The organism is Escherichia sp. WS3227_2 (genome assembly GCF_046486495.1).
Taxonomy (GTDB): Bacteria; Pseudomonadota; Gammaproteobacteria; order Enterobacterales; family Enterobacteriaceae; genus Escherichia; species Escherichia coli.
Map to the genome: position 1 here is coordinate 1 of NZ_JBJQLG010000019.1, position 12,322 is coordinate 12,322.

The window sequence follows — 12,322 nt, forward strand, 5'->3', positions numbered from 1 at the left end:
GCCCTCATTTTTTCGTTTCCATACCGGAGCCTTAGCTGCGAGCTTTTTATCAAAACAACGTTTCCATGCGGTATGCAGGTCTTTCAGCTTTTGTTGCAGATTGTCGGTATAAGCATCCTGTAAGAAGATGTATTCCGGCATTTTTTTCCACACCGTAATCATCCGGTTCAACTCGAAAGCCGAAGGTAGCTTTTCGCCTGAGCCAAGTATGCGCTTTGTCTCCGCAAGACCTAAATTCCAGACAAAACGGGCGCAACCACATAACTGCCGCAAACGCTGCGACTGCTCATGCGTTGGTTCCAGTCTGAATTTGTAGGCTTTCAGGATTAGCATCATCATTCAGTGTGTAGTAGATTTGCTTACAATATTACTGCTTTTACGGCCAACCTCAATGCAAAAATATAAAATCAATCGTTCAAGACATGCTGCCTTCCTTTTGCATGTTCATCTTGTCTTTGTAACAAAATACCGTCGAAAGATACTGGGAGAGTTACACTGTGCAGCATTCCATCAGTATGCAGCAGAAGTCTGCCGTGATTTTGGGGCAGAACTTAAAGAAAGTAACGGAGACGTCGATCATGTCCACATGCTGATCGAATACCCACCAACAGTGCAACTTTCGGTACTGGTTAACTCACTGAAAGCAGTGACATCCCGCCGTCTGCGAAATGAATTTCTTGATTTGCGGGGGGCATACGGAAAAGCCGTGCTCTGGTCGAGGTCATACTTTGCTGGCTCCTGCGGAGGTGCGCCGCTGGAAGTTGTGAAGCAATACATTCAACATCAGCGTGGCTGATCACCTTTCGGGCTTTTCAAGCCCGTCCAAATTCCCCTCCCGCCTTATGTCGGCGGGAGTACCCTTTGGAAGTTAAGATGGCACGCAAGAAGCACACTAGCATTATTATTTTGATCAAAACGCTATTTCCCCCGTCATTGGGGGGCTTTCTTTTTTGATGCCGCGCCAGCGGCATGGAAGGCGGCACTCCGTTGTTACATATGATACTGGAGTAAAACCGCCGAAGCCCGGCGTAAGCCGGTACTGATTGATAGGTTTCACCTTACCTATCCCCATCCTGCTAAGCCATACCCGCTTTCAGCCATGAAATAGCTTTTGTGCGCGGTCGGAGTGGTCCCGACAAGGGTTTACCCGCAGTCGGGGCGTATCTCCGCGTTAGCGGGCCGCCAGGACCGCTTACGAGCGTGTACTTGGTACTTCCAGCCAGAAGACTGACAGCCATGTGATTTCTTAGTTACAACATCCATTATTGAAAGCGATGTTGTTCCCGCCCTTCGGGCGGGGGCGGCGGCGCTTTTCAGTGATGGGTTGGGCGCTGTGGCTGAGTATTTGCAGCGTTTTTTTGTAAGAGGGTTGGAGGGGCTTTGTTTTTCATTAGGCAGAAGTCCATATGCCCGCCGCGAAGCGGTGGGAGGTACTTTTATATTCTGAGCGGCGCGGCGTTAGCCGCTGCAAGCGAAGGCATTTTTGTAATTATCCACAGTTGTTTCAAAGATAAATATTTTCCCTGCGGCGAAGCAACGCAGGGGATTAAAGAACAGGGGTTAAGAATATATTGCGGGTTTGATGTTCTATGTTTGCTGCTTTCTGAAGCTATTCCTTTGCGGGTTTTTGTGGATAACCGAAGGCGTTTTTACTCCGATACCCTATTGCGGCCATCAAAAAACTGTCAGAGCGGGACAAAATGAAAAACGGTCGTCAAATATGAGGAATTTCATGAAATGCAGGCAACACGAAAAGCCCCGAAGGGGCTGAAGAGAGTGCCGATTGTATCAGGCAGCTAAACTAGTGGGGTGGCGAAGCTGTCAGAGCCAGTTCAAGCTGACGTAGATCTCTGGCTACCAGTTGCTCTAATCTTTCTTTAGTGCACCAGTACGCTTCGTCCGGCGGCATACGCTTCAGAATAAACCGCGCAATTTCGTTTCGCTGTTCATCATACGGCAGTTTTGCCAGGCGATTAGCACGTTTGCGCTCCGCTGCTTTCTTACGTCGGGACTTGATGGCATCGAGAGAACGCTGCGCATACCAGCGTTTACGAGCCGAGTGAACAGAGATTTCTTCGCCCTCGCGGATAACGCCTTCTTTAATCAATTGCAGACGGATTTCACTTTCTGCAAGGCGTTTACGTTGCTGTTCCTGAAGTTTCACCAGATCAACTCCCAGCATTTTCCAGCCAGTTTCGGTGATCCAGACGTATTTCGGCAGTCGCTGGCGGGATTCACGGTCCCATATCGTCTTTTCTGACGTTCCCAACGTGCCAAAGGAAACCTGCTCTGCCAGCAGACGGGAAAGGCGCGATACTGTGACTGCGGTTTCAGGAATCACGTCTCCCTTACTGTCTTTTGGGCTTATTTCTTCTGCCAGGCGGGAGACAGACATGCCGACAGTGTGCAATCCACGATCACAAAAACTCACAAGTACAACCCATATTGCGTCAAGCAGCCGCTGTTTTTCCGGTCGGAATTTATATTTGCGACCGACACTCTGACGTTTCAGTACATAAAATGGATGCAACGACATGTGCATTCTGAGTGTGTTCTGACCAGTGACCGGGTCTTTTTTAACGAGACGATTGTAAGCGTGGCCCAACTGTCCGCCCAGCGCCTTATAGTTGTCGGGACGGAACCAGGCTGGATTCTCACACTTTGGCTTAGTGGAATGTTCACCCCGGCGACGTTTTGTTGTTCCGCCTTTGTTTTCCTGGAGGACCAGGAATGAGCTTTCAATACCCGCTTCGTAGTCCTGCCAGAAACGGACCTGCTCTTCCGGTGATAGTTCAGACCAGTGACGTTTGCTAATCACAGCAAGCTGCACTTAGCTTGCACTGTAAGAGTTGATATTTCCTTCTCATGGAATTAAACTCCATCTCAGGTAACAAGCATACCTGAAATAAATAAGCTCAAGGCTCTGCCTTGATGTCAGCCCCCGCTAATCTGCGCTCCCTGGAAAAGACGAGATTACGGGGGTTTTCTTTATCTGAAATTTACGTTCTCGAACAAAATTTCAGCACCTCGTTTTCTGCATTTACAAATCGCGGAAAACTTGCCTGCAAATTTAGCAGCATGGGCGCAATCGATCAACGATGTTCAAGCCTGGCTCGTTTCCTTTTTGATTCAACACACATCTCTGACAGCTTCAAAATCGTTTTCAGAACAGCTAGTGAAGCCCCTTCTTTACTGACGTTCCCCATACAAAACCTTACAAAATCAGAAATTCAGAATTTTGTATATTCAAAAAAGTTTTTTTGACTACATACACCCACTCACACGATCGAATAAACCACGCAAACAGTATTATCTAGATTTTTAGATCGTACACCATTTAACAAACAGAATATTATTCTGTTTTTTAGATATTATACAGATCATTAGATCGCTCTTCTGGCATTGACAGGTTTTAAATGTCGCACACACAATACTATCCAGATGATTGTAAAAAGCTCGTTCATCGCGTTTTTTGTGCTCATTGCCTGGAAAATGAGCACTCTTTGACGCCCGTTAGAACGCTTGTCATCTCATGCTCTTTAACAACCCCGGACAGCGGTCATTGCCTAAAGCCCTGGCATAAGGAGGTTATTATTCGTGCATTTCAAGCACCGCTGGCATCTGTCAGCAACGGGCTACGTAACAGAGTGACGTGCCGCGCCATCTACACAGGTAACGACTCTTTATCCGCAAATATCATTCTGCATACTTAAACCCCCTTATTTGGTGAACTCGCGTTGAGTTAATCTCACTCACTCTCTCCCTGAGCAAGTCGTACAGGCTGCAACGCAGAAGTACACCAGATTTGCCAGTCTCCACTCCAGGTAAGGGGGTTTAGCTATGCATGATGATGAACAATCAGATAAAGAGCCTGTAGTGAGTGGCTGCAACTTTTCATAATTAGCTTATGACGCTGTATTCCGGGGATGTTTCTATTTCAGACAAACAACCGGGAGAAAATATGGCGCGTAAGTTAAAAATTAATCCTGTCATTCCTGAATGTGTGGCAGATTTGAAAGGATATCCACTCTATATCATCGTGGCTTATTGGGGATTAAGAAATAATAAAACGCTCACAACAACGGATGTTAGCCGTAATTTCCTTATTACACAGCAACAATCTTATGATGTACTTACCTACATTTACCAGGAAGCACAGAAGCAGATAACAGCAACTAAACGAACACTATTTAACGAGCACAAAAGAAGAATTAGCGCGTTCAGGATTCTTGATATTGACAAAGGCATATTGCGCACACCCAAAAAAGAGATTGCATATGCCAGCTACGACAATATACCAACTGTCACAATGAAAAGTACCCGTTGTGAGATCCAGGATAGTTTTACAGAACTGCGCCGCTGGATGTGTTCAAGAAAGACAGGTGATCGAGTGGAGGTATTTTTGAATGCCTAAGTACCAAATAAACGCAACCATCAAAAAACCAGGTGGTGGCCCCGTGAAATGGACTCATTACAGCGACTTCCCTATGACCGCTGAAGAATGCAGAAAAAACTTCTCAAAAGAAAAAGAAGCAGGAAAGTGTTTTTCTGTTGATGTTCATATTTCAGATTTCATTTGCAAAGAGATACCTCCACAAAATGCAGGAAATACATATGGCTGATTTTGGTTCCACTAAACAAACCGTAACATTTGAAGAATGGCACGAGCTATTAATGGATTACGCAGAGTTACGCGGTGGAAATGCCGCCGATGCGGAAGCATGGCGTGGTGATTATGAAGCAGGAAAAACTCCGGTTGAAGCATATTGTGATGAATGGGGAGAGGATTAATCATGATTGACGCTATAATTACGCCAATAGTTACATCTATTCCGTTACTCTTATTAATTTTAGTCGCGCTGATATTCGTTAAATCTGCCGTCAAAATCGTGCCACAAGGTAATGCCTGGACAGTGGAACGCTTTGGTAAATATACCCATACGCTTTCCCCCGGTCTTCACTTCCTGATCCCGTTTATGGACCGCATAGGTCAACGGATCAACATGATGGAAACCGTCCTGGATATTCCTAAACAGGAAGTTATTTCGAAAGACAATGCAAACGTAACTATCGATGCTGTTTGTTTTATCCAGGTCATTGATGCAGCGAAGGCAGCTTATGAAGTCGATAATCTTGCATCAGCTATTTCAAATCTTGTTATGACCAATATCCGAACTGTCGTTGGTGGAATGAATCTCGACGATATGCTTTCTCAACGTGACAGCATCAATTCTAAACTGTTAACGGTTGTCGATTATGCGACTGACCCGTGGGGAATTAAGGTCACACGTATTGAAATTCGGGATGTTAAACCACCAAAAGAACTGACTGAAGCGATGAACGCGCAAATGAAAGCGGAACGAACTAAGCGTGCCCGGATTCTTGAAGCGGAAGGTATCCGCCAGTCAGAAATTCTGAAGGCAGAAGGGGAAAAACAGTCTCAAATACTGAAAGCGGAAGGGGAACGGCAATCAGCATTTCTTCAGTCTGAAGCACGCGAACGTCAGGCAGAAGCGGAAGCTCGCGCAACAAAACTGGTGTCGGATGCAATCGCTGAAGGTGATGTTCAGTCTGTTAATTACTTTATTGCGCAGAAATACACTGAAGCACTCCAGGCAATTGGCACTGCATCAAACAGTAAACTGGTTATGATGCCTCTTGATTCAAGTAGCCTGGTGAGTTCGGTTGCAGGTATCAGTGAACTGCTAAAAAACGTATCACAGGATACTCCCAAAGTTGATATGAAACAGGCTCAACAATATTTGTCTTAAAAAAGATAGCGGACGGTGACAATATTATTTTAATCACCGTCCTTATCTTAACTCCTGAGTGAGCCATTAAAATGAAAACTTATACATGCATCATTATCATTTTGTATATAATTCCCATGTCAACATGGTTTTTTCTCCTTTCTATTACAAGAGATAATAATGAAAGAGAAAGACTACAGCATATTATCGACTCCATATTTCCAAGATGGCTAGACTGGGGATCTTCGACGCTCATGATAGCAACGATGCCTCTGCTTATATGGAGTTTGAATGGCATATTCTTCGGTTTATGTCTGTTGTTTAATGTATTAGCCGTTTGTTACCACCTTTATTATCTTTATTCACTCTCCGCCTTTTATCATGGAGATTAGCCATGTTATGGTTTACACTGTTTCTTCTGTGTATTGCACTTGAAATTATAACCGGAACGGGATGGTTACTCTTAATCAGTCTTGGTGCATTATCAAGCGCCATTATGGGCTTTTTTCTTCCGATATCACAAGAAGCCAATATATGTTTCTTTGCGTCAATCAGCATACTGGCGTCGATAATTAAGTTCTTCTATGACAAAAAACATAAGAAATTAGACACTCTCCTGGTGAACACAGGGCATTCACGTTTTAAAGGAAAAGAATTTACGCTCAGTGACGATATTGTTAACGGCAAGGGGCAATTACTCATTGGTGATACATTCTGGCCTGTTGAGACGTTACACAATGAAAACTACCCTGCGGGAACAAGAGTTATTGTTACAGACATGCAAGGAATAACTCTTAAAGTAATGACCATCGAAGACAAGAGTGAAAACAAGGAATAAATCATGCATCTTTCGTTGTTAATTCCGCTTACAGGAGCAGCGATGAATGCACTATGTATTTTTATTATCAGACTTCTGGATAAGGATTTTATTGAAGCCTACAAAAAAACGCTAAAAAACATTACTGCATTACATATTTTATTGATGGTGTTAAGTGTCACAGGAATAGTATGAGGAAAATTCAATGCGAAACGCAAATGAAGGTGTTTCTCTTTCAGAGATTGTAACTAAAGCCACATTACGCAAATTTGGTATTAGAGGTGTAAATAAATACGAGACATACACAGTCATAATAATAACTGTAGCTTTTTTTATCCTTGAATCAGCAGCAGGAAGGGCCAAAGATACATTTGCTGTGGCTGTAAAAGTATTAAGCTACATGCTCCCCTGTACGGCAATTATCATGGCTGTCATATGGATAATATTTTTCATCGGCGATAGACGAGAAAAGTTAAAACATGCAGAGCTGGACGTGATTAAGATAAAAGCTCGTCAAAAAATCTACGATCGCCTGCGTTACGTTGAAAATGAGCATATCGTTTTCGACCCGGTTACAGGTCGGGAAGTTCCGGCAGAACGGACTTGTATCAATGAACTTGTTGAAGCTCTCGCGATGGAAGCAACAACGTGAGAAGGTGACAGCCCCCTGAAGGATACGATGAAATGTACAGAAAAAAACATCACCTAATAAAAATATTTTTATTAAAAATGGCGTGCAATGTTTTTTCTTTCCTGCTGGGTGCTTTCATACTTTCAGCACCGTTTGTCTTATATACATTAACCGGTTCAGTTCTGAATGCCGTTATTCATTTCACCTTTTCTTTGCCTTTAGCCACCATATTACTGGTTTATGCTTATTCAGGCTTTGAAGAAAGCATTTATTTATTCATGGCATACAAATATGACTCAAGCAAAAGCTAATCTGAGAAAACTTCGCCGTGCACGTTATGTCCCCCCTCGAACAGTAAAGAAAAGCATAGCGAATACAGAACGTGTCGTTTCAAAAGCAATTACAGGCTGTGGTGTCTTCCGTGATATACCACAAGTAAAAATCAATCTCATCGAAACAAGGAAAATTTTACAAATCGAACTGGCTTTATCCATTGCTAACTTATCTGAGGCGAATCCAATTGAGATACGAAAAAAAATCAAAAGCATTGACCGACAATTATCTTCAACCTCAAAAATCAGAACTACATTATGAAAAAAAACGACGATTTAATCACTTTACCATCTCATAACAGCCACGCTCTCGATTACATCATTAAAAAAGCGTTTACACCACGTAAAACCAAAACATCGACAGCGACCCACAACGTTTATAGTTACAATAAAGAAGAATCCACATTAAATTTCCAAAAAATTGGAGAAGCAATTTTTTTCGGCACAGACCTGGTAATTAAGCTGAAGCCAAATATTAGTGCCTCTGGTGAACTCTTCATCTGCCAGAAGGACTAAGCTATGAACATTGTTTCAGAATTTCTTGAGAAAGTAACAACCATTGTTGAATCCACAGCGGCGACGAACGCCGCTAAGGTCGCACAGGCAATATCTCCTACATTTTTTGCGGCTATAGCCTTATACGTTATTTATCTAATATATGAAATCACGTATGCCCAACGTGACGTCCTGATGAGCGAGGTGACTAAGAATATCGGTGCATTCGCCCTGGTTGGTGCATTCACTTATTCAGCGCCTTATTACAGCCAGTTTGTTATTCCTTTTGTCATGCACGCTGGCTCCGACCTTTCTGCTGCTGTTACTGGAGGTTCAGGAACTGCAACCAGTGTTGATAATTTGTGGAACGCTCTATCTACGAATTTAAACAACTTCCTTGATACAAGTATGAGTATTTATGGAAAGTTCCAAATTGCTGAGAAAATGGGGGTTTATCTAGTATGGGGGATTGGCTATATCGGCGGAATGCTTCTCATCTATTACACTACTGTTTTCTTGACACTATCAACTTTTATGGTTGGAATTCTTCTTTCCGCTGGCATTTTATTCATTTGTTTCGCTCTATTTTCATCGACCAGAAATATGTTTACTGCATGGGTCGGCAGTTGTCTCAACTATATACTGTTAAATTTATTCTATAGCATATCATTTAGTTTCTTAATTAGTTTCGTTGAATCAGTTGTCCCTGTTAATGGAGATATAAAACTATCTATTGTAGTTTACTTTTTCCTTATTACTATTATTTCCATATTCCTTATAGAACAAGTTGGCACACTCTGTTCTACATTAACAGGTGGGGTAGGTATAAATGGCCTTACATCAGCCGCTAATGGCTTTGGAGGTAAGGTTGCATCTGGTTTTATGCGAGCATCAGGACTCCGATCTTTCACCAATGGATTTGCCAGCAAAATGCCAAATCCATTCTTTAATGCAGGAAGTCGTTCTGCATCAGCATTAGTTCAGGGATTAAACCGTGGAAGTAAACTTAAAGCGGGGTGATTAACATGAAAGATAAAGTATTATCATTTCTCTTTGCTGGAATAATTACCGTAACATCACCATCAATCTTTGCATCTGGTATTCCAGTAGTAGACGTTACAGCGATAGCTAAAACAGTTGAAGAAGGGCTAAATCGTGCCGCTGAAGCGGCAAGACAGCTTGAGCAACTCAAGCAACAATATGAACAGACCATAAGATACGCTGAAGAACAGAAGAAAAGACTCGAAGGCTTCACTGATTTCAGCAATGGCTTTGATAGCGCATCCAGCTATATGAAGGATTCTCTATCAACAATAACAAATAGTGCAAAATCAGATCTTAGCTCTTTGCGATCGCAATATGACTTATCAAGCAACATTGCAGAGACGCAACAAAAATATGATGCAATCCTGGCTAAGATCAAATTCTATGAAAATTTCAACAATGAAATGCAGGAAAGGGCTAAGAGATTAACCACGTTACAGAAGGAGTTCGCGTCAGCAGATACTCCGCAAAAAAAAGCTGACTTATCTAACCAATTGAATACAGAAAAATTGACAATGGAGCTACAATTGAAGCAATATGATATTGCAGAGAGACAGCTAATCGCGTCTGAAAATGCAAGACAAGAGGCTGTTAGTCGAGAAAAGTTTAAATTAATGATGCAATAGGTGTTCGAATGAAAAAATTCATAAGCACTTTAACTATCTTGTCATGCTTCCTTTTAGCTGCTTGTGAAGACAAAGTTTATGATGTCAGTTACTACACTGAACATCTTGAACAAGCCCAAGATGTTGTCGAAAAATGCAGCAAAGGGGATATGTCTGGTCAAAACTGCGAAAATGCGCGTGAAGCCATTCAAAAAGAGCAATCGGGTAAAGCATTTAAAAATATGATGCAATAATCCTTCATTAAAAACAGCTCGCAAAGCGGGCTTTTTTTGGCTGTACGCAGTGACCAGTTGATAAATAGTTCTAATGTTCGTGCTGCATTAGAACAACGCACAAAAAGAAGAGTACAAGAAGACAGTGCGGGATCTAATGGAACGTTTACAATAGAATCACCTTCCCTATAGCAAGGTGATTCTATTTAAAAGAATACCCGCCTCGTGCGGGTCTTATCTTGCTTAAAGATCTATGAAACCTCCGGCTTCGGGTATTAAACTATAACTTGCTTTGGCAAATATTGTTTCATTGACTTCATGGAATCTTATTTTCTCCGCCTGTTCATATGTTACAGGGAAGAACACGCCCCCTGGCTCATTAAACATCATAAAATCACCTTGCATTGCGTTACAATGACAACAATGATTCGCGTAATACTTCATTTTTGCTGTTTTGCTATGGGATGGATAATATAATTTTGAATACTCATTAATCCTTGAGAGAGCAGAGGTTGAAATTATTTCAATTTTCGTTAAATCAGTCCACCATACTCTACTGGTTAACCACCGATAAATCATATTTTTCTTTGAATCAAAATACTCCATACCCTTAGGGGAGGATGTTTCATACCATTCATCTAATATACAATCTTCCCATTCGGCAGGATCAACTCCCCAAATAACGTCTCTATACTTATACCAACGAGGTAAAAAAATACCAAACACAGGAGTTGTTTTCTTACAGCGCCAACAAGACTGGTGATTTTCCGCAATATAAAAACGTTGAGAAAAAATATTGTAATCATGTTCGTTTAATTCTTTTACCCACTGAATAAAATAAATTGGATTTTTCCCCTGTGGAACAAACCATTTCCGTTGTTCTTGATCCCATTGCGCCCCTTTTTGTTTGGCTAACTCCTTTTCTTCAAACGGAACATTTAAATAAAACCGCGCCATAACCAACTTAACTCCAGTATTCTGTTCTGATGATGCAACAGGATAGATATCAAAACTAAACAAAGAGTGCAATTCCGCCTTTAATGGCTCATTCATACCCGCCTCGTGCGGGTTTTCTTTTGTCTGAAATATGGAGGAACACCATGAAATCCATCATTTTATCGATGGTTGCCGCCACCGCATTACTGTCAGGCTGCGCGGATAGCAAAACACAACCAGTACCTGAGTCACCGTTAACCTCAAATGACCACCAGATAACGTTGAAAATTGATACCGTGCGAACAGACCTGCCGGACAGTTCTCCTGTTTGTTTGAATGGTATGAATATATACGAAAGTCTGAGCGAGCGGCATCCAGGCTTGTTTGCCAAAAATCAGAACGTGATTTTCCGTAGTGCATTCTTTGATGACGGTCAGGCGATATCCTCCGAAACAATCCGCAAAATAATGCAGAGTACCCCGTGCGTTGAATCACAAACAACATCTGCCGGAAGCTGGGAACCTGCCACGGAACTGATCCCCCGTCAGGCAATATCCGGTGACACTACACTGGCTGAAAAAGATCGGACTGCTGGCTTCACAATGCGGATAGCACCGGAGATTGAGCGTGGAAATTTCCACCTGCTACTCACAACCACTGACCCGATACGGAAACTGACTGTCAAGCAGAATATTTTACTCAAACCGGACCAGCCCCTTATCGTGAGTGGTTTTACTGGAGTTAATGCTGATAGCCAAAGTGAGAACCGGATTGTCATCATTACGCCACACGTGCGTTGATTCCCAACCCCGGATCATTTTTGTCGTTCCCCACAATCAAAAGCACCTTTAAAAGTCTTTTTAAGGTGCTACAATCTCCATGATACAAATGGAGGACTTATGAGCTACCAAATTCTGACTACGACAGCAGCCAGTATTACTGACCTGAAAAAAAATCCTATGGGAACTGTAGCCGAAGGAGAAGGGGATGCCGTCGCAATCCTGAACCGAAATGAACCAGCGTTCTACTGTGTCCCACCAGAACTTTATGCCTACTACCGGGAACTCGCTGAAGACGCTGAACTCAACGCAATTGCTGATGAAAGAATGAAAAATCCAGACATTGTAAGGGTTAACCTGGATGATTTATGAACTGGCATTTGACCACAGAGCACTGAAGGAATGGCAAAAACTCGGTCACACTGTTCGTGAGCAATTCAAAAAGAAACTGTCAGAACGCCTGATAAATCCACGCGTCCCCGCAGCCAAGCTACATGGTCATACTGACCGTTACAAAATTAAGCTTCGCGCATCCGGTTACAGGCTCGTTTATCAGGTAATTGATGAGAAGGTCGTTTTGCTTGTGATTTCTGTGGGAAAAAGAGAAGGCAGCGACGTCTATCACATGGCAGATACCCGCTGATATTTTAAACCTGTCAAGTAACCCGCCTCGTGCGGGTTTTCTTTTGCCTGAAATATG

At 42.5% G+C, this 12,322-nt stretch carries 20 protein-coding genes and 1 pseudogene; 17 read left to right on the top strand and 4 right to left on the bottom strand.

Annotation, left to right across the window (positions count from 1 at the left end; genetic code table 11):
- The coding region (locus ACJHXB_RS21345; RefSeq protein WP_410233535.1) for a helix-turn-helix domain-containing protein at positions 1–333 on the bottom strand (333 nt) is incomplete at its 3' end.
- Positions 334–391: 58 nt separating this feature from the next.
- On the opposite strand from ACJHXB_RS21345, the gene tnpA reads away from it, so the two are divergent.
- Positions 392–796, top strand: coding sequence for an IS200/IS605 family transposase (tnpA, locus tag ACJHXB_RS21350; RefSeq protein WP_001175008.1), 405 nt, complete (start codon positions 392–394; stop codon positions 794–796).
- 114 nt (positions 797–910) lie between these two features.
- Here the strand turns inward: tnpA and ACJHXB_RS21355 are convergent.
- Positions 911–1,101, bottom strand: a pseudogene (locus tag ACJHXB_RS21355) (hypothetical protein).
- A 700-nt stretch (positions 1,102–1,801) separates the two neighbouring features.
- Positions 1,802–2,830, bottom strand: a complete 1,029-nt coding sequence (gene repA / locus ACJHXB_RS21360) for a plasmid replication initiator RepA (RefSeq protein ID WP_001175212.1) — start codon at positions 2,828–2,830, stop codon at positions 1,802–1,804.
- A gap of 1,131 nt (positions 2,831–3,961) precedes the next feature.
- Between repA and ACJHXB_RS21365 the strand changes: the two genes are divergently transcribed.
- The 13 genes from ACJHXB_RS21365 (at position 3,962) to ACJHXB_RS21425 (ending at position 9,928) form a co-directional block, all read left to right on the top strand.
- A complete protein-coding gene (locus tag ACJHXB_RS21365; protein WP_000101552.1) occupies positions 3,962–4,414 on the top strand; it encodes a CaiF/GrlA family transcriptional regulator in 453 nt (150 codons plus the stop codon).
- Entirely contained in the window at positions 4,407–4,622 is a 216-nt protein-coding gene (locus tag ACJHXB_RS21370; RefSeq protein WP_001127357.1) for a DUF1187 family protein, read from the top strand. Before ACJHXB_RS21365 ends, ACJHXB_RS21370 begins: the two co-directional genes overlap by 8 nt.
- Entirely contained in the window at positions 4,615–4,791 is a 177-nt protein-coding gene (locus ACJHXB_RS21375) for a hypothetical protein (protein ID WP_000753050.1), read from the top strand. The genes ACJHXB_RS21370 and ACJHXB_RS21375 overlap by 8 nt, the downstream gene beginning before the upstream one ends.
- 2 nt (positions 4,792–4,793) lie before the next feature.
- Positions 4,794–5,771, top strand: coding sequence for an SPFH domain-containing protein (locus ACJHXB_RS21380; RefSeq protein WP_215412611.1), 978 nt, complete (start codon positions 4,794–4,796; stop codon positions 5,769–5,771).
- Positions 5,772–6,144: 373 nt separating this feature from the next.
- Positions 6,145–6,588 carry an NfeD family protein gene (locus ACJHXB_RS21385; protein WP_000964330.1) on the top strand — a complete coding sequence of 148 codons (444 nt, stop codon included), beginning with the start codon at positions 6,145–6,147 and terminating at the stop codon, positions 6,586–6,588.
- A gap of 3 nt (positions 6,589–6,591) precedes the next feature.
- Positions 6,592–6,762: a hypothetical protein gene (locus ACJHXB_RS21390; protein ID WP_000550720.1), complete on the top strand. Its 171-nt coding sequence runs from the start codon at positions 6,592–6,594 to the stop codon at positions 6,760–6,762.
- Between the two features lie 10 nt (positions 6,763–6,772).
- Entirely contained in the window at positions 6,773–7,219 is a 447-nt protein-coding gene (locus ACJHXB_RS21395; RefSeq protein WP_001243165.1) for a hypothetical protein, read from the top strand.
- 32 nt (positions 7,220–7,251) lie between these two features.
- Positions 7,252–7,509, top strand: coding sequence for a hypothetical protein (locus ACJHXB_RS21400; RefSeq protein WP_001542015.1), 258 nt, complete (start codon positions 7,252–7,254; stop codon positions 7,507–7,509).
- Positions 7,490–7,792 carry a hypothetical protein gene (locus ACJHXB_RS21405; RefSeq protein WP_001360345.1) on the top strand — a complete coding sequence of 101 codons (303 nt, stop codon included), beginning with the start codon at positions 7,490–7,492 and terminating at the stop codon, positions 7,790–7,792. The genes ACJHXB_RS21400 and ACJHXB_RS21405 overlap by 20 nt, the downstream gene beginning before the upstream one ends.
- Positions 7,789–8,046 (top strand): hypothetical protein, encoded by a 258-nt coding sequence (locus tag ACJHXB_RS21410; RefSeq protein ID WP_000739144.1) that lies wholly within the window; start codon positions 7,789–7,791, stop codon positions 8,044–8,046. Before ACJHXB_RS21405 ends, ACJHXB_RS21410 begins: the two co-directional genes overlap by 4 nt.
- 3 nt (positions 8,047–8,049) lie before the next feature.
- Entirely contained in the window at positions 8,050–9,045 is a 996-nt protein-coding gene (locus ACJHXB_RS21415) for a type IV secretion system protein (RefSeq protein WP_065304446.1), read from the top strand.
- A gap of 5 nt (positions 9,046–9,050) precedes the next feature.
- Positions 9,051–9,695, top strand: a complete 645-nt coding sequence (locus ACJHXB_RS21420) for a type IV secretion system protein (protein ID WP_001310442.1) — start codon at positions 9,051–9,053, stop codon at positions 9,693–9,695.
- An 8-nt stretch (positions 9,696–9,703) separates the two neighbouring features.
- Complete coding sequence (locus ACJHXB_RS21425; protein WP_000713562.1) at positions 9,704–9,928, top strand: EexN family lipoprotein; 225 nt, start codon at positions 9,704–9,706, stop codon at positions 9,926–9,928.
- 222 nt (positions 9,929–10,150) lie between these two features.
- On the opposite strand, the gene ACJHXB_RS21430 is transcribed toward ACJHXB_RS21425, so the two are convergent.
- Complete coding sequence (locus tag ACJHXB_RS21430; RefSeq protein WP_171004827.1) at positions 10,151–10,960, bottom strand: DUF5710 domain-containing protein; 810 nt, start codon at positions 10,958–10,960, stop codon at positions 10,151–10,153.
- A gap of 47 nt (positions 10,961–11,007) precedes the next feature.
- Between ACJHXB_RS21430 and ACJHXB_RS21435 the strand changes: the two genes are divergently transcribed.
- From ACJHXB_RS21435 to ACJHXB_RS21445, 3 genes are all read left to right on the top strand, one after another.
- Positions 11,008–11,643 carry a hypothetical protein gene (locus tag ACJHXB_RS21435; RefSeq protein WP_015059536.1) on the top strand — a complete coding sequence of 212 codons (636 nt, stop codon included), beginning with the start codon at positions 11,008–11,010 and terminating at the stop codon, positions 11,641–11,643.
- 99 nt (positions 11,644–11,742) lie between these two features.
- Positions 11,743–11,994 (top strand): type II toxin-antitoxin system Phd/YefM family antitoxin, encoded by a 252-nt coding sequence (locus tag ACJHXB_RS21440; RefSeq protein ID WP_000121741.1) that lies wholly within the window; start codon positions 11,743–11,745, stop codon positions 11,992–11,994.
- Entirely contained in the window at positions 11,984–12,265 is a 282-nt protein-coding gene (locus tag ACJHXB_RS21445; RefSeq protein ID WP_000638823.1) for a type II toxin-antitoxin system RelE family toxin, read from the top strand. The genes ACJHXB_RS21440 and ACJHXB_RS21445 overlap by 11 nt, the downstream gene beginning before the upstream one ends.
- Positions 12,266–12,322: the final 57 nt, after the last annotated feature.